Source organism: Bradyrhizobium sp. 76 (assembly GCF_023073025.1).
GTDB lineage: Bacteria > Pseudomonadota > Alphaproteobacteria > Rhizobiales > Xanthobacteraceae > Bradyrhizobium.
Map to the genome: position 1 here is coordinate 185259 of NZ_JADPIS010000015.1, position 16587 is coordinate 201845.

At 64.8% G+C, this 16587-nt stretch carries 17 protein-coding genes; 7 read left to right on the forward strand and 10 right to left on the reverse strand.

Annotation, left to right across the window (positions count from 1 at the left end):
• Positions 1-843, reverse strand: coding sequence for a GNAT family N-acetyltransferase (locus IVB48_RS01720; protein WP_247396856.1), 843 nt, complete (start codon positions 841-843; stop codon positions 1-3).
• Between the two features lie 121 nt (positions 844-964).
• On the opposite strand from IVB48_RS01720, the gene IVB48_RS01725 reads away from it, so the two are divergent.
• Together IVB48_RS01725 and IVB48_RS01730 are read left to right on the forward strand one after the other, a co-directional pair.
• The gene (locus IVB48_RS01725; RefSeq protein ID WP_247362765.1) at positions 965-1669 is read left to right on the forward strand and encodes an SDR family oxidoreductase; all 705 of its coding nucleotides are present in this window, start codon (positions 965-967) and stop codon (positions 1667-1669) included.
• 272 nt (positions 1670-1941) lie between these two features.
• Complete coding sequence (locus tag IVB48_RS01730) at positions 1942-2763, forward strand: outer membrane protein (protein ID WP_247396858.1); 822 nt, start codon at positions 1942-1944, stop codon at positions 2761-2763.
• Positions 2764-2834: 71 nt separating this feature from the next.
• On the opposite strand, the gene IVB48_RS01735 is transcribed toward IVB48_RS01730, so the two are convergent.
• Positions 2835-3890 (reverse strand): serine hydrolase, encoded by a 1056-nt coding sequence (locus IVB48_RS01735; RefSeq protein ID WP_247398122.1) that lies wholly within the window; start codon positions 3888-3890, stop codon positions 2835-2837.
• Between the two features lie 380 nt (positions 3891-4270).
• Here IVB48_RS01735 and IVB48_RS01740 point away from each other — a divergent pair, with 380 nt between their 5' ends.
• Positions 4271-4675: a metalloregulator ArsR/SmtB family transcription factor gene (locus IVB48_RS01740; RefSeq protein WP_247396860.1), complete on the forward strand. Its 405-nt coding sequence runs from the start codon at positions 4271-4273 to the stop codon at positions 4673-4675.
• A gap of 2 nt (positions 4676-4677) precedes the next feature.
• On the forward strand, positions 4678-5169 hold the full coding sequence (locus IVB48_RS01745) for an SRPBCC family protein (RefSeq protein ID WP_247396862.1): 492 nt from the start codon (positions 4678-4680) through the stop codon (positions 5167-5169).
• A gap of 118 nt (positions 5170-5287) precedes the next feature.
• Here the strand turns inward: IVB48_RS01745 and IVB48_RS01750 are convergent, their stop codons facing one another.
• Genes IVB48_RS01750 through IVB48_RS01760 form a run of 3 tightly spaced genes read right to left on the reverse strand, consistent with a single transcriptional unit; the run spans position 5288 to position 8418 of the window.
• On the reverse strand, positions 5288-6508 hold the full coding sequence (locus tag IVB48_RS01750) for an ABC transporter substrate-binding protein (protein ID WP_247396864.1): 1221 nt from the start codon (positions 6506-6508) through the stop codon (positions 5288-5290).
• A gap of 22 nt (positions 6509-6530) precedes the next feature.
• Positions 6531-7505 (reverse strand): tripartite tricarboxylate transporter substrate binding protein, encoded by a 975-nt coding sequence (locus IVB48_RS01755; RefSeq protein ID WP_247396867.1) that lies wholly within the window; start codon positions 7503-7505, stop codon positions 6531-6533.
• Between the two features lie 34 nt (positions 7506-7539).
• Positions 7540-8418, reverse strand: a complete 879-nt coding sequence (locus IVB48_RS01760) for an IclR family transcriptional regulator (protein WP_247396869.1) — start codon at positions 8416-8418, stop codon at positions 7540-7542.
• Between the two features lie 209 nt (positions 8419-8627).
• On the opposite strand from IVB48_RS01760, the gene IVB48_RS01765 reads away from it, so the two are divergent.
• Positions 8628-9470: a hypothetical protein gene (locus IVB48_RS01765; protein ID WP_247396872.1), complete on the forward strand. Its 843-nt coding sequence runs from the start codon at positions 8628-8630 to the stop codon at positions 9468-9470.
• Positions 9471-9474: 4 nt separating this feature from the next.
• On the opposite strand, the gene IVB48_RS01770 is transcribed toward IVB48_RS01765, so the two are convergent.
• Both IVB48_RS01770 and IVB48_RS01775 read right to left on the reverse strand, forming a co-directional pair.
• A complete protein-coding gene (locus IVB48_RS01770; protein WP_247396876.1) occupies positions 9475-10137 on the reverse strand; it encodes a response regulator transcription factor in 663 nt (220 codons plus the stop codon).
• Positions 10134-11519: a HAMP domain-containing sensor histidine kinase gene (locus tag IVB48_RS01775; protein WP_247396885.1), complete on the reverse strand. Its 1386-nt coding sequence runs from the start codon at positions 11517-11519 to the stop codon at positions 10134-10136. Before IVB48_RS01775 ends, IVB48_RS01770 begins: the two co-directional genes overlap by 4 nt.
• 191 nt (positions 11520-11710) lie before the next feature.
• On the opposite strand from IVB48_RS01775, the gene IVB48_RS01780 reads away from it, so the two are divergent.
• Positions 11711-12577 carry a DUF3280 domain-containing protein gene (locus IVB48_RS01780; RefSeq protein WP_247396888.1) on the forward strand — a complete coding sequence of 289 codons (867 nt, stop codon included), beginning with the start codon at positions 11711-11713 and terminating at the stop codon, positions 12575-12577.
• A gap of 13 nt (positions 12578-12590) precedes the next feature.
• On the opposite strand, the gene IVB48_RS01785 is transcribed toward IVB48_RS01780, so the two are convergent.
• Genes IVB48_RS01785 through IVB48_RS01795 form a run of 3 tightly spaced genes read right to left on the reverse strand, consistent with a single transcriptional unit; the run spans position 12591 to position 15628 of the window.
• Positions 12591-13622 (reverse strand): L-idonate 5-dehydrogenase, encoded by a 1032-nt coding sequence (locus IVB48_RS01785; RefSeq protein WP_247396890.1) that lies wholly within the window; start codon positions 13620-13622, stop codon positions 12591-12593.
• A 26-nt stretch (positions 13623-13648) separates the two neighbouring features.
• Positions 13649-14416, reverse strand: coding sequence for an SDR family oxidoreductase (locus IVB48_RS01790; RefSeq protein WP_247396894.1), 768 nt, complete (start codon positions 14414-14416; stop codon positions 13649-13651).
• 12 nt (positions 14417-14428) lie between these two features.
• Complete coding sequence (locus tag IVB48_RS01795; RefSeq protein ID WP_247396896.1) at positions 14429-15628, reverse strand: mandelate racemase/muconate lactonizing enzyme family protein; 1200 nt, start codon at positions 15626-15628, stop codon at positions 14429-14431.
• Between the two features lie 180 nt (positions 15629-15808).
• Here IVB48_RS01795 and IVB48_RS01800 point away from each other — a divergent pair, with 180 nt between their 5' ends.
• Complete coding sequence (locus tag IVB48_RS01800) at positions 15809-16573, forward strand: GntR family transcriptional regulator (RefSeq protein WP_027567412.1); 765 nt, start codon at positions 15809-15811, stop codon at positions 16571-16573.
• Positions 16574-16587 lie beyond the last annotated feature (14 nt).

Consider the following 16587-nt stretch of genomic DNA (forward strand, 5'->3'; position numbering starts at 1 on the left):
CTAGCCCAGCTCGAAACTGGTCACGCCGAAGACGCGGTCGATCCGCAGCGGCGCGATCGGTCCGGTGTACATCCGCGCCGTCTCGAATACCGGCTTCAGCCCGAGCGTTTCCACGAGCGCAATCGCCTCGCGATTGACGGCGGGGACGTCGAGGAATATCTCGCCGCCGTTCGCGCTCGCCAGCAAGGCCTGCACGATCGCCTCCGCCGCCGCGCGGTCGTCGGCGACGAGCGGGCCGATCTTGCGGCCGGTCCGGCACGGCCGGATCACACCCCATGCCGCGAGCTTGCCATCGCGCAGCAATGCGCGACCGACATGTCCTGACGTGCCGATCCAGGCCCGCAGGAAGGCACTGCGCGGAGCTGGGAACACCGTTGCATCGTCGGCTTCGACAAGTGCGAACGGGATCGTGTCGAGCGCAACGACATCGGCGGGCGGCCTCGATGGTGCGGCGGCGATGCCGCCATAGCGGATATTGGCGTAAGCAAGCTGGAAGCCGGACTTTCTGTAATTATCCTGCTGCGCCACGACGCCGTCGAGGCCGATCACGCGAGCGCCCGCATGCACGATCGCCGCGTTCCAGATGCGCAGGCCGTGGCCTCTATCGCGAAAATCTGATCGCACGATGTAGAAGCCGAGAAATGCGAAGCGATCGTCGTAGTTGACGCAGGAGACGGTCGCGACCGGCTCGCCGCCGATCTCGCCGACAAAAAAGCCATGCGCGTCCGGGATCGCGAAACAGGCGGCGTCGGAGAGGCCCGGATTCCAGCCCTCGGCCGCGGCCCAGTCGACGGCGGTCACGATCTCCTCGGGGCGCAAATTGCGGATCTGCAAATCGCTCATCTTTCAAGTCGCTTCGACGGTGGACCTTCCGGCTGGTCCGGCGGTAGAAGACCTCATGAAAGGCCGGGCCTGCGGCTCGGCTCCACGATATCATAGAGGATGATCGGTCATGGCAGCAGAGATGGCAGCTGAGAAGGTCGCACTCGTGACCGCCGGCGGCAGCGGCATGGGGGCAGGGGCTGCGCGCCGGCTCGCAGCCGACGGCTTTCGCGTCGCGATCCTGTCCTCCTCCGGCAAGGGCGAGGCGCTGGCAGCTGAACTGGGCGGATTGGGCGTCACCGGTTCCAACAAGTCGAACGACGATCTGAAGCGGCTTGTCGACGGCGCGATGGCCAAATGGGGACGCATCGACGTGCTCGTCAACAGCGCGGGCCACGGGCCCCGGGCGCCGATCACGGAGATCACCGACGAGCAATGGCACACCGGCCTCGACACTTATCTGCTCAACGTGATCCGTCCGACCCGGCTGGTGATGCCAATCATGCAAACGCAAAAGGGCGGCGCCATCATCAACATCTCGACCGCCTGGGCATTCGAGCCGAGCGCGATGTTTCCGACCTCTGCAGTGTTCCGCGCTGGCCTTGCCGCCTTCACCAAGATCTTCACCGACACCCACGCCGCCGACAACATCCGCATGAACAATGTGCTGCCGGGCTGGATCGACAGCCTGCCAGAGCTAGATGCACGCCGCGACAGCGTGCCGATGCGGCGCTACGGCAAGGTCGAGGAGATCGCCGCGACGATCTCGTTCCTGGCGTCCGACGGCGCGGCCTACATCACGGGACAGAACATCCGCGTTGACGGCGGACTGACGCGTTCGGTCTGAGAGGCGGGGATTCGAATCGCGTTCGCGCGGGGTGTCGCGATGCGACAGTGGTGTGCGTGGCCCGCCGCTGCCACAGGGTGATGCGTGGCTCTCGAGTCACACCCGTCACGCGTTCGCGTGCCGCACGGCGCGTACTACGTCAAAGTCTCTATGAACTTCGCCGCAGCCCAAGACGGCGAGGGACCGGCAGCCTATGCCCGATCAGCGCCGGACAACTTCTGCCCGCGCGCGTTCGAAACGCGAGATCAATCGCGTGGGGTAAGGAGACCGGGATGAAGAAGTTTTTGCTGGCGGTTGCCGCGGTTGTCTTGGGCTCCGCATCCGTGCAGGCGGCCGACCTCGCGGCGCACTACACCAAGGCGCCGATGATGGCGACGGCCTACAACTGGACCGGCTTTTACGTCGGCGGCAATGTCGGCGGGCAGTGGGGCAGTGCCGATCCGGCCACCTCGACCGCGTTCGCTCCCGCCGGCTATTTCGCGGACACCAGTGTTACTGCGATTGCGGCAGTCGGCGCCCAGCGGGTCAACAGCTCCAGCGTCACCGGCGGTTTTACCGCCGGCCACAACTGGCAGGTCAACAACGCCGTGTTGGGCCTCGAAGGTGACATCAACTATTTCGGCTTCAAGGGCAGTGCGACGGGTTCGGCGTTCTATCCCTGCTGCGCGCCGACCGGCTTCACCGTGTCGTCGTCAGTCTCGGCCGATTGGCTTGCCACCATCCGCGGCCGCATCGGCTTCCTCGCGGCTCCGACCTGGCTGCTCTACGCCACCGGCGGCGCGGCCATCGCCGAGGTGAAGGGCAATTTCAACTTCACCGACACGTTCGCCGCCGCGACCGAGTCGGCCGCGATCCGCGACACGCGGGTCGGCTGGACCGCAGGTGTGGGCACCGAATATGCCGTCGGCGGCGGCTGGTCGCTCAAGGCAGAATATCTCTACGTCGATCTCGGACGCAGCACCGTGACCAGCACCAATCTGCTTGGCGGCGCGTTTCCGGCCAACGTCTTCACCCATTCGGTCGATCTCAAATCGAACATCGCGCGCGTCGGCGTGAACTGCAAGTTTGGCGGACCCGTCGTCGCCAGGTACTGAGCTTCATCCCGTTCCTGATCTGGCGTGGAAAGCCCCGGCTCAGCCGGGGCTTTCTGTTTTAAGGGATGTGTTCAGTGCGGGCCCATGAGCTTCGCCAGCGCGGGCAGGATCTTGTAGCGGGCGATCTCGTGCGGGTATTCGCCGCGATTGGCCAGCAACACGATGCCGATCCGCTGTGCGGGCACGAGGCCGATATAGCCGGAGGCGTTGTTGAGCCCACCCGGTTTGTCGACGACGGTGACGCCTGGAAGATGCACCGTCTCCCAGGCCATTCCCTGTCCGAACTTCTCGTCGACGCGGAAGATCTCGTGCTGTGTCATCCGCAATGCCTCGCGCAAATGCGGGTCGATCGATCGGCCATCGACGCAGGCCGCAACGAATGCGGCGAGGTCCCGCGGCGAAGAAAACATCTGGCCCGTGCCGGGAAAATCAAAATAGCTCTGCTGGTTGCCGATGGAGCCGATCGCCATGCCCTGATCCGAGTAGCCCTGGACCGCGCGCTGCATCCAGGTCTCGTCCATGACGGCACGGCTGTCCTCGCCGCGTTCAGGCAATGAGGTCGCATTCATGCCGATCGGCCTGAGGATGCGTTGTTCGAACAGGGTCGAGATCGGAGCGCCGTAACAGCGCTCGAGCACGAGCTGAAGCAGGACGTAGCCGGCGTGGCTGTAGACGCGCTGCTTGCCCGGCACTTGGCCGGCTTGCGGTCGCCAGCTGTTGAACATCTCGATGAGCTGCGCGCGGGAAAACGTGTCGCTCGGCCAGGGCGGATGGTCGGTCGGCAGCAGCATGCCTGAGGTGTGCGTGACGAGTTCGCCGACGGTGATGCGGCGGATATAGTCGCCGATGAGCTCCGGGAGATATTTCACCAGACGATCGTCGAGCCGCAGCTCGCCGCGGAGGGTGCCGAGCGCGACCAGTGTCGCCTCGAACGGCTTGCGCAGGGAACCGAGATTGAACAGCGTGTCCGGCGTGACCGGCCTTCGCGTGGCGTCGTCGGCAAAGCCGTAGTTGAAGAACTCGACATGGTTGCCGGCATAAAGCGCGGCGGCCAGACTGCCCGGCTGGTCCGGCGTTGCGGTCGGCGCCAGCTCGTTCGCGACGATGTCGCGCATCTGCGCGATCATGTCGGAATCCGCGGCGGCGCCGCGCGGCCAGGCAAGCGCGAGCGGAACGAGCGCAGCCCGGGCCAGCGCCCGTCGGGTGAGGTACGATGAGGTGACAACAGACGGCACGGCTCTGGCGCAGGATTCGATGCGCCCCCGGTCTCTTGTAGCGGGAAGGATCGCGCCCCCCTATTCACGATCGCGCGTGGTGGGTTCCGTCTGCGGAGCCTTGCGACAGTCCGTAGCCTGGATGGAGCGAAGCGCAATCCGGGAAAGTGCCGCAGCCGAGCGAGCGGCCCCCGATTACGCTTCGCTTCATCCAGGCTACCAGTCGGCAAAATAACTTAGCTAATTGGCTAACAATGTTGACGCCGGTTGGCGACAGTCCTATAGTTAGCCTAATGGCTAACCAATTATCCCAACTCGATCAGGTTTTCGCGGCCCTTGCCGATCCCACCCGGCGGGCGATCGTGATGCGGCTCTGCGCAGGTGAGGCGTCGGTCGGCGAGCTTGCCGGTCCCTTCGAGATGGCGCTGCCGAGCTTCATGAAACACATCCACGTGCTGGAGATGAGCGGTCTCATCCTGTCGGAGAAATCGGGGCGCGTGCGCACCTGCCGCCTCAGTCCTGACGCGCTCCTCACTGCGGAGGACTGGTTCCAGCATCAGCGCGCGATCTGGGAGGCGCGGCTTGATCGCTTCGAAGCCTACGTGATGAAGCTGAAGAAAGACAGGGCCGCTGCCAAGCGGCCGTCCAAGACAAGTAACAAGACGACCGGCAAGACAACCAAACGGAAAGGTTCCTGACGATGACGAATTCTGCCAATCCCGCCCTGTCGCAATGGTCGCTCGACCGCGAGATCGTGATGTCGCGCGTGATCGACGCGCCGCGCGATCTGGTGTTCGAAGCGTGGTCCGACCCAAAGCACCTGCCGCAATGGTTCGGGCCGAAGGGTTTCAAGCTCGAGACCTTCGAGATCGACGTGCGGGTCGGCGGCGTCTGGCGCTTCAACATGATCGGCCCGGACGGCACGGTCTACCCGAACCGCATGCGCTTCCGCCGCATCGAGCGACCGTCGCTGTTGGAGATGGATCACGGCGACGACCAGGACGAGGATCCCGGAATGTTCCGTTTCACCGTCACCTTCGCCGAACAGAGCAACGGCAAGACGGTTCTGATGATGCGGCAGCTGGCGTCGAGCACGGCGCAGCGCGACGGCATGATCAGCTTCGGTGCCGTCGAATACGGCTACCAGACGCTCGACAAGCTCGCGGCCTATGTGGGCGGGATGAAGAGATAGGGCGAGCAGCCACCTTCCTCCTTCATGCCGAGGAGGCCGCGGAGCGGCCGCCTCGAAGCAGGAGGACCATCGGTGAGGCCTTCATTCTTCAAGGCGCGCCCTCAGGATGAGGGGCGCTTCATTCCTTCGCCTCGTCCGTGACGATGTCGCCGAGTTTCTGCCAGCGCTGGCCGTCGAACTGCACCATCTGGAACTGCTTGTTGACGCGGTAGTCGGTCGGCGTCGTCGTCACCGAGATGCCCGGCAGCGTCAGGTCGAGTGTGATGTTGTTCAGGCTGGCGGCCTGGTGCATCACGTTCTCGCGCGTGAGATCGTCGCCGCATTGCTTCAGCACCTGCACCAGCAGCTGCGCGGTGATATAGCCGTAGACGTTCAGGTTCGAATCCCTGTCGCCCTCCGGGTAGTATTTGGCCATGAAGGCGAGATATCGCTTCATGCCGGGATCGTCCTTCCATTCGGGGTCGGCCGAATCCTTGACATAACCGACGCTGACGACGCCCTTGGCGTTGTCGAGTCCGGCGGGTTTCAGCACCGCGCTGACCGAGGAGGCGTTGATGTCGATGATGTGCAGCGGCTTCCAGCCGATCTCGGCAACCTTCTTGATCGCCTGCGCGGCCTGTTTCGGCGTCGTGGCGCTGAACAGCACGTCGGCACCTGCATCCTTCAACCGCAGGATCTGCGAATCGATGGTCGGCTCGGTGATCTCGTAGGACGTCTCGGCGACGATCATCTTCGACTTGTCACCGAGACCTGCTTTGAAGCCGGCGAGGTAGTCCTTGCCGAGATCGTCGTTCTGATAGAGCACGCCGACCTTGGCGTTCGGATGGTTCTTCAGAATATATTGCGCGTAGATCCGGCCTTCGACGAGGTAGGAGGGGTTGAAGCCCATGGTCCAGGGGAAGTTCTTCGGATCGGTGAAACGCGCCGCGCCCGTTGCCGCGAAGAGCTGCGGGACCTTCTTGGCGTTAAGATATTTTTGCACGGCGACGTTCGGCGCCGTGCCGATGATCTGGAAGGTCAGCAGCACCTCGTCGCTTTCGACCAGCTTGCGGGTCTGCTCAACCGTCTTCGGAGGCGAATAGGCATCGTCATACTGGATCAGATTGACCTTGCGGCCGTTGACGCCGCCCTGGTCGTTGATCATCTTCATGTAGGCGGCCTGGGTCTTGCCGATGACGGCATAGGCCGAGGCCGGCCCGCTGAGCGGGACGGTCTGGCCGACCTTGATCTCGGTGTCGGAAGCGCCGGGATCGTGTTTCTTCTGCGCCTGTGCCCCCGGGATCGATATCGCGAGAGCGATCGCGGCTGCCGCGACATGTTTGAGACGTAGTTTTTTCATTCCCATTCCCCGTTCGTGACTGTCACTCGCCCTTGAGGCCGGCCTCGCGGATCAGCCCGGTCCAATTTTTTGTTTCGTTGTCGATGAACTGGCCGAATTCGGCCGCGGTGCCGGCGCGCACTTCGAGGCCTTGGGCGGTCAGCTTGTCCTTGATCGCCGGCTCGGCCAGCGCGCGCAGCACTTCGGCCTGCAGCTTGTCGATGATGGCGCGCGGCGTCGTCGAAGGCGCCATGAAGCCGTACCAGCCGGCCGCAGCCACGTTGGGAAAACCCTGCTCGCGCAAGGTCCGCGCCTGCGGATAGAGCGCGCTGCGTTCGGCCGATGCAACGCCGAGCACAATGAACTTGCCGCTCTGGATGTAAGGCAGTGCGGTCGGCAGCGCCGTCAGCGTGGCATCGACGCGGCCGGCGAGCAGCTCGGTGTAGGACGCGGCATCGCCACGGAAGGGGATGTTGAGCCCCTTGACACCGGCATCCCTGAACAGGAGTTCGCCGGCAAGATGTGGCTGCGAGCCGGCACCGGGCGAGGCGAAGGTCAGGCCATCCGGCTTCGATTTGCCGTAGGCGATCAATTCGGGAAGCGTCTTGAACGGCGCGTCCGCGCTGATGATCAGGAACAGCGGCGCGATCACCGCCATCGCGACCGGCTGCAGATCCTTACGCTCATAGGTCAGCTTGCCGAACAGCGCTTCGGCGGTGGCGTAGGGGGCCGCAACATAGAGAAGTGTGTAGCCATCGCCCGGCGCATGCGCGACCGTATCGTTGGCGATGCGCGTGCCGGCGCCCGGCTTGTTTTCGACGATAAACTGCTGGTGCAGGTTGCGGCCGAACTCTTCGGCCAGCAGCCGCAGCGAGATGTCGTTGGAGCCGCCGGGCCCGTAAGGCGAGATCAGCCGCACCATACGCGACGGCCAGGCGTCCTCAGCGCTTGCAGAGAATGGAAGTCCGGATAGCGAAAGGGCGAGGGTGCCCAAAAATGTTCGCCGTGTGACGGTCATGGTGGCCTCCCGGTGGCGGAGCGCCGATTGCCTTTCATCGCTTGGCGCTCTTCTTGTTTTGCTTTCGTGTTTCGGTGGGCGGCGCCGCCCCAATCATGGTGCGGATGCTGTCGGCAAGGGCGGCAATGCGCGGGCCGATCTCGCCCTCCAGCTGGCCGGGCTGGAGCCGGAATGCGGGAATGCCGCAATTGAGCGAAAAGGCCTGCTTCGCCTCACGCGCATGAAACAGCGGCGCCGCGACCGCATGGATCGAGGCGATGTACTCGCCGAAGCAGGTGCAGAAGCCGCGGCTGGCGCATTGTGCGAGGCCGGCGCGGTATGTCTCGCGGAAGGCCGACCACAGCTCGGTATCCTCGCTTGCAATGCGCTTTTCGAGCAGCGCGGCATCGGCCTGCGGCAAGGTCGCCGCCGCGGCACGGCCCATTGCCGTCATCACCACGGAAATGGGCATGCCGATGTCGGGGACGTGCGGGCCGACGTCGCCGGAGCGCGCGGTCTCGACATAGATCATGGAGGTCGCATCGAGCAGGCCGATCGAGACCGTGCCGCGCACGCTTTGTGCCAGCTCCTGCATCATCGGACGCGCGACCTGGCGGAACTGCATGTCGGCGAGCAGCGGATGCGCCATGCGAAGTGCACGCGCGCCGACGCGATATTTGGCGCGTTCGGCATCGTAGCGGAGGTAGCCGAGCTCGGCGAGCGTATGAGTCAGTCGCGCCACCGTCGGGCGCGGAATCCCGGTCAGCGTCGACAGCTCCATGTTGCCGAGCTGCGTCGCCCCCGCCTTGAACGCTTCGAGCACCACGAGACCTTTTGCCAGCGTCGTCGCGAACGCAGCGTCATCGACGCTGTCGGCCAGCACGGCGGCGGCGGACGAGGAGGCGCGGATCGGTCTGGACGCGGTTCTGGCCATGCGGGCTTAATGAACCCGGTCTCGCCCGTTGTCCAATACATTCAGAAAATGTGCTTTTATGTCCACTATCCGGACACGGAGCGGCTGTGCCGGCGGGGATAAAATGTGCGCGAAGGGCCCCGCCGCGCACAGATTTTCGTCGCGATTCCGTGGCTTGTTGTGACAGGTTTATTACGACTGAATGTCATATGATTACAGCGGAGCGATTCATGTTGCAGTGGCAGGCGCGGACGAATCCCCTCGCGTGGTGGTGGGGGTCCCTGACGCTGGTCAGTGCTGCCAACATTCTCGTCTGGTTCATGCTGTACCGCGCGTTCTCCCCGACGCCCTCCGGCAGCATCAGTGGCGGCTCCGACATCGGGCTGATGTTCCTGCTCTGCGCCGGCTATGTCTTCGGCTGCGCCTTCCGTTCCTTCCTGCCGCGCGCCGACGTGCAGCGCATCTGCCTGTTCGACACCTGGCTCTCCAGCGTCTTCGTCGGCCGCACGGTCGCGACCGTGGCCGAACTGTGCTTCGCCGCGCAATGGGCGGTCATCCTGCATCAACTCGGGACCATGACGGGCGCCGAGACGGTCGTGAACATCGCGTGGGTGATCGTGCCGATCATCATCATCGCGGAGTGCTTCTCCTGGTATGCGGTGGTGACGACCAACTTCCTCTTCAACGCAATCGAGAACTCGCTTTGGGCCGTGACATTCTTCCTCGCAGGCATCGCGCTGTGCCGGCTGATGCCGGAATTCCAGGGGCCGGTGCGTTGGGCGCTGATTGCCGGCATCGTCGGCATCGCCTGCTTCCTGGCCTTCCTCGTCACCGTCGACGTGCCGATGTATCTCAGCCGCTGGCGGGCAGGGCATGAAGAGGGCAACAGGTTGCTCGGCTTCCTCGAAGGCTTGCATGACGTTTCGACCCGCTGGGTCGTGACCCACGACATCGCGCACTGGAAGGGCGAGCTGACCTGGATGTTCCTGTATTTCACCGCCGCCGTGTGGTCGAGCCTCGCGCTCTGTGCGCTCTACGCGATGGAAGGCTATCTCACGCGCTATCTGGCCTGAGCGATCAGGCCTCGCCGAGATCGACCTCCGTCAAGATGCCCTGGCGCAGCGCCAGCCGGACCAGCTCGATGTCGGAGCCGACACCGAGCTTGTCCTTGATCAGAGAATGCAGGTTCGCCACCGTCTTGGGGCTGACATGGAGTGTCTCCGCGATCTCCTCTGTCGTGTTCTCGGCGAGCAGCAGCCGCAGCACCTCGAACTCGCGCGGCGTGAGGACGTCGGCGGCAGAACTTTCGCCGGCCAGCCGGCTCAGCGCGAGCTCATGGTCGATGTCGGGGCTGATCGCGATCTTGCCTGCGAGCACGTCCATCACGGCGCGCACCAGCGTCTCTGGTGGACTGGTCTTGGTGACGTAGCCCCTGGCACCGGCGCGGATCGCCTGCACGGCAAAGCCGGCGTTTTCATGCATGGTGAAGACGAGGATTCTCGCGCCCTTGTCCCACTGCCTGATGCGCCTGACCGCCTCGATGCCGCCGATGCCGGGCATGCTCAGATCCATGATGACGAGGTCGGGCGCCTCCGATTTGTAGAGACGGTAGGCCTCCGCGCCGTCGGCGGCTTCGGCGATGACGCGTAGTCCCGGCTGCTTCTGGAGCACGGAGCGGTAGCCCTCGCGGACGACGGAATGGTCGTCGACCAGCAGAATGGTGGCGTCGGCCGTGCTCATGCGGCGTGCTCCAGCGGCGGCCGATCGGCGGCTGCGAGCGGAATGACCACGCGCAGTGCGGAGCCGCCGTTCGGCGCAGCCTCGAAGCTCAATTGGCCGCGCAAAGCCGCGACGCGCTCGCGCATGCCGAGCAGGCCCATTCCCGATTTCGCGACGGAATCGGTCGCGCGTCCGTCATCGTCGATCGCAAGCGCGATATCGCTCGCCCCCATCGTCAATTCCAGGCTGACTCGCGTGGCGACGGCATGCTTCGCGGCGTTGGTGAGCGACTCCTGCACGATCCGGTAAAGGCTGGCGCTGATCGTGGCCGGCAGGGTCTCGAATGCGCCGTCGAACCGGATCGAGAAGCGCGTCTCGCCGCGGCTGCGCCCGTTCCAGCCCGCGACGAGGCCTTCGAGGCTGGCAACGAGCCCGAGCTCCTCGACATCGGGTGGCCGCAGCCGGAACAGTGTGCCGCGCAACGTCTCCATCATGCCGGTTGCGGTCCGCGCGATGCCGTCGCATTCGCCAAGCAGGGAGGGACACTCTTGTGCAGCGGTCTGGCGGGCGGAGGAGGCGAGCGCGCGGATGGCGGCGAGCGACTGGCCGAACTCGTCATGCAGCTCGCGCGCGAGATGGCGGCGCTCCTCGTCCTGGAGCGCAATCAGCCTCCGCGTCAGCTCGCTGCGTTCGGCAAGCGCGGTCTCGAGGCTTTCGGCGAGATGGTTGAAGCCGTCGCGGATCGCGGAGAGCTCGGCGAGGTCGAACGGCGGCAGCCGCGTGGTGAGGTCGTTGGCGGCAATCCGCTCGAGGCCGGTGCGGATCATGCGGGTGGGGCGCAGCGCGCGTGCCAGCGCGGCGTAGACCAGCGCGCAGAGCAGCGGCAGCGCGATCGCGAGCGCGAGCATCAGGCGGCCGGCCTCGTGCCAGGCTTCCGCGGTCTGCACGGCCGGCTCGACCGAGACCACGGCCTCGCCGAGCTTCGTCCCGCGCACGATCACAGGCCGTGCCGCTTCTCGGCCGGGATCGAACAAGCCGCGATAGAAGGCCGCGAAGGCTTGCGGCGGCGGGTTCGCCGGAACGGGCGCGCCGCTGCAGAAGCGCTGGAGGACGTCGCCACTGGTGCCGCGGAACGCCAGGCACAGGCCGGGCGTCATCACATAAGCCGAAACGGGGTCGAGGTTGGGAAAGTCCGAGCGCGGGCTCGCGACCCACTGGATCTTGCCCTGCTGCAGCTCCAGCGTCTTGGCCACGATGGCGGCGATATCGTCGAGGCGCGCATGCGCCGCGCGGTCGGCCGTAATCAGGAAATAGGCGGAGATGGCGGCGAAGCAGGCGGCCGATATCGCGGCCACGCGCAACGTCAGACGGACTTTGAGATCGAACCTCGGGCGGTTCCACATCGGCAGGCACCTGGTGCGAACGGGTTTGTCGCGTCCGCATTAAACGGCAGAACGCATCCGGCGCAAAGCCGCCAGGCGCCAGTGCGGGGCACCGTCGTGAAATTTTCCCGGCCATCGCCGGGACCGGCGCCGCTGCATGGCCTGATTGCGCCGTCCAGATTGGCGCGCCGCTCCGTTATACGAGGCACATTATGCACCTGCGCCGGTTGATCCTCTCAGTCTGTCTCCTCGTCGTCCTTCCGGTGTCTTATGCGCTGGCCGGCGCCGAGACCGCCATCGGCATCGCCATGGACGATTTCAGTTATACCGATACGTCAGCAGAGCCCGCCAACCAGACCGCCGCCCACGAGCGACGGCTGGCGGCCTTCATGGCCGCGCTCCGGCAAGATATCGGCGGAGATCGGCGCTACCGGCTCGTGTCGTCGGCCCAGGACGGCGCGGCGTTCAAGGTGATCGGCGGCATCCAGAAGACGAGCACGCTGGTGCAATGGGCCAAGATCGCCGTGATCGACGTCGGCGGCAGGAAGGTCGTGATGGACAAGCTCTACACCTTCCGGGGCGACAATGATGAATCATGGGAGCGCGCCGAGATCTTCGTGTCGCGCGAGATCATGGCCGCACTCGCCACGCCTGCGCCGATTGCCATGGCCGTCTTCGATTTCGAGCTAGAGGATACGACCGCCGCTTCGGCTGGCGCGCCGGCCACATCGGATGCGTCATATCTGGCCGAGGTCACCGGCAGCGTGCGCGAGGCGCTGGGTCAATCCGGCCGTTACCGCATCGTCGATGTCGGCGGCGAGGCGCTGAAGGCGCGTGCGTTGCGCGACTGCGACGGCTGCGAGGTGGCGATTGCGCAGAAGCTCGGCGCGGACCAGTCGCTGATCGGCGTGGTGCGGCGGGTCAGCCGCACCGAATACACGCTGGGCTTCCAGGTGCGCGACGCCAGGACCGGCGCGGTGCTCGCACGCGGCGACAGCGGCCTGCGCCTGGGCGCGGACTATTCGTGGAAACGGGGCGCGGTGCGGCTGGTCAGCGACCGGTTGATCGAGAACCAATAGCAGCGGTCCTCGCTCAGAACGTCAGCTGCACCTTCATCGACTGCGAGCGATCGCTGGCGAGCTCGAACGCTGCGACCGCGTTCTCGAACGGCATGGTCGCCGTGATCAGCGGCTTCACGTCGATCAAGCCGTCACCCATCAGCCGCACCGCCAGCTCGAACTCGGGATCGAAGCGGAATGTGCCGCGGAGCCGCAATTCCTTGGCGACGATGGAGTTGATTGGCAGCGTCATCTCGCCGCCGAGGCCGAGCTGCACCAGTATGGCACCGGGCCTCAGCACATCGAGTGCGGTGCGCAGTGCGGCCTGGTTGCCCGAGGCTTCGAACAGAGTATCGAACACACCTTTACCGGTCCGCCAGGGATCGAGCGCCGTGGCATCGGCCGCGACATTGATGGCGTGAGTGGCGCCAAGCTTCCTGGCGACGGCAAGCGGCGCGTCGGCAACATCTGTCACGACGATCTCGGCGGCGCCGCCGAAGCGTGAGACCAAAATCATCAGCGCGCCGATCGGGCCGCAGCCGGTGATCAGCACGCGCTTGCCGAGCAGGGGCCCGGCCTGCTTGCCGGCATGCAGGCACACCGCGAGCGGTTCGGCGACCGCGGCTTCCGCCAGCGACAGCTTGTCGGCGATCGGAACGGCCTGCGCCGCATCGACCGTGATGAATTCGCGAAAGCCGCCCTGCACATGGGGAAAGCGCATCGCGCTGCCGAGGAAGCGCATGTCGAGGCACTGGTTGCGCATACCCTCCTGGCAATGCAGGCACTGGCCGCACGGCTTGCTCGGATTGACCGCGACGCGGGTGCCCGGCTTCACGTTCGCGACGCCGTCACCGATGGCTGCGACCACGCCGGCGATCTCGTGCCCGAGGGCCATCGGCTGCTGGATGCGCACGACACCGAAGCCGCCGTGATGATAGTAGTGCAGATCGGACCCGCAGATGCCGCCGTTCGCGATCTTGACGCGGACTTCACCCGGACCGGGCGCTGAGTCCGGATAGCTATCGATCCGCAGATCTTTCGGTGCGTGAATGACGACGGCGCGCATGGTTGGCTCCCTCAGCGTTTCGCGGCTCACATCGCAGCGATCATGCCGCCATCGACATAGATGATCTGGCCGTTGACATAGGTCGAGGCATCCGACGCCAGGAAGATCGCTGCGCCCACCAGCTCGTCCGGTCGGCCCCAGCGCTTGGAGGGGACGCGGCCCATCAGCCAGGTGTTGAAATCGGTGTTGTTCACCAGCGCCTCGTTCATGTCGGTCAACATGTAGCCGGGGCCGATCGCATTGGCCTGGATGCCATGCTGGGCCCATTCCACCGCCATCGAGCGGGTCAGGTTCTTGATACCGCCCTTGGCGGCGGTGTACGGCGCAATCGTGGGACGCGCGAGCTCGCTGCCGAGCGAGCCGATATTGATGATCTTGCCGTGCTTGCGCGGGATCATGCGCTTGGCCGCCTCGCGGCCGATCACGAAGGCGCTGGTGAGGTTGGTCTCGATCACCTTGCGCCACTCGTCGGTGGTGAACTCCACCAGCGGCTTGCGGTGCTGGATGCCGGCATTGTTGACGAGGATGTCGACGGCGATGCCCTTGTTGTCGAAGTCGTTGAAGGCGGCGACGATCGCGGGCTCGTCGGTGACGTTGAAAGCGGCGCCTTCGGCCTGCTGGCCGGCGGCGCGAAACTCGGCGACGGCCTGCTCGACGCGCTTGGGATCGACGCCATTGATGATCAGCTTGGCGCCTGCCTTGGCCATGCCTTCGGCGATGGCGCGGCCGAGGCCGCGGGAGGAGCCGGTCACGAGCGCGGTGCGGCCGGAAAGGTCGAAGAGGGCGGTGCTCATCTCAAAAGATCCTCAGACGTTGGAACGGCGCACGGTCAGATCGGAGCGGTCGAATACGGCGGGCAGAAGGTCGACGCCCAGCCCGGGGCCTTCCATCGGATAGACAAAACCGTCCTTGATCGTGGGCATGGTGGTCACGAGCTCATTGTACCAGCCCTTGTAGAAGGCGCGCACGGATTCCTGGATCAGCGTGTTGGGCTGGCTGAACGACATGTGGATGGCGGCGATGAAGCCGATCGGGCCGATGCAGTCGTGCGGCGCGAAGGGCCGGTGATAGGTCTCGGCCATCGCCGCGATCTTGCGGCCTTCCGTGAGGCCGCCGGTCCAGCACAGATCCGCCATCACCACGTGCATGGCGTCGCGGTCGAGCATGTCCTTGTAGGGGAAGCGCGAGCCGAGCGTCTCGCTGGCGCAGACCCAGACGTCGGTGCAGCGGGCATATTCGGCCAACGCCTGCGGCGAGTTCATCCGGATCGGGTCTTCGTACCAGGTTGGCTTGTAGGGCTCGAGCGCGCGCGCGATCTGTTTTGCGGTCGGCAGGTTCCAGAGCGAATGGAGCTCGACCATGATCTCCATCTTGTCGCCGACCGCTTTTCGGATCTTCTCGAACGGCTCGATCGCCTGCTTCATCTGCGCGGCGGAGATGTAGAGACCCTTGTTCTCTTGCGCCGCCGGATCGAACGGCCAGATCTTCATGGCGGAGATGCCGCTCTCCAGCAGGTTTTCGGCGAGCGCATCGGCGTTGTTCATGAAGCCGTCGAGGTCTTCGTAGGGCCCCTTGGAGCCACCGAGATTCCAATTCGCGACCGGGCTGATATTGGTGGAGCGGACATATTGGGTGCCGGCGCAGGTGTTGTAGATGCGCTGCTTGTCGCGGCAGAGGCCGCCGAGCATCTGGTGTACCGGCTGATTGCACACCTTGCCGAACAGGTCCCACAGCGCGATGTCGATTGCCGAAGCCGCGCGATATTCGACGCCGGTGGACGACTGCGCCATCGGCAGATTCAGCATGTCGCGATGGATCGCCTCGATATGAAGCGGATTGCGGCCGAGCAGGCGGTCGGCAAAGGTGTCGTGGATCTGCGCCTCGACTGCGCCGGCGCCGTAGAAGGTTTCGCCGAGACCGATCATGCCCGTGTCGGTGTGGACGCGCACCCAGATGACGTTGGAGAATTCTTCGGTGCGCAGCGTCTCGATCGACGTGATCTTCACGGCAATACTCCTCCCATCGCAGGCGCGCACAGCGCCGTCTTGTTGTCATTCTGCACCGCAGCATAGTGCGGGCACGCGCGGAGTCTTACGCTCGCTTGTAATATATCACAACATGTTTTAGGGATATCACGAACTAGGCGCCGCTCTGCAACGATGGCGCGGGCTGAGGGGGGAGACGACATGGCAACGCGCAAGCGCGCGCTCGAGGTGGTGAGGAACGACGACGGCGAGGGCAAGCCCTCCCGGCGCAACCGTCTCAACTTCTTCGAGCTCGCTTATCAGAGGATCGAAGAGCTGCTCGTCCATTGCGAGCTCAAGCCCGGCCAGTTCATGACGATGCTGGAATTGCAGCACATCACCGGGTTCGGCCGTACGCCGGTGCATCACGCCGTCAATCGTCTCTCCGCCGATACATTGATCATCATCCGTCCGCGCCACGGTCTGCGCATTGCGCCGATCGATCTGGCACGCGAACGCATGCTGCTGGCCTTGCGCCGCGACATGGAGCGCTTCGTGATCCGGCTTGCGGCCGATCGCGCCAGCCTCTCGCACCGCAATCAGGCGCTGCACATCGAGCGACTTTTGCGCGAGCGCCGCGCCAGTCTGACCCTCGACGAGTTCAATCATATCGACCGCCGCATCGACGCGCTGGTGCTGGAGGCGGCAGGCGAACCGTTTCTGGTGCACACGCTGCGCCCGTTGCACACGCTGTACCGGCGCATCGGCTACATCCACCACCGGTTCATGCCGGGACAGGCCGAGCTGTCAGGAACAATCGATCATCATCTGGCTATTCTTAATGCAGTTGCCAATCGTCGTGTCGAGGACGCGGTGAAGGCGAGCGATGCACTGATCGACTACATGGGCGAGATGTTCACCGGCATGGAGGTCGGGATCGACCCGCGCCTGCTCGATTGCAGCATCGAGCCGCTGCTTGGCACGTAAGAGAGTTTTGAAGA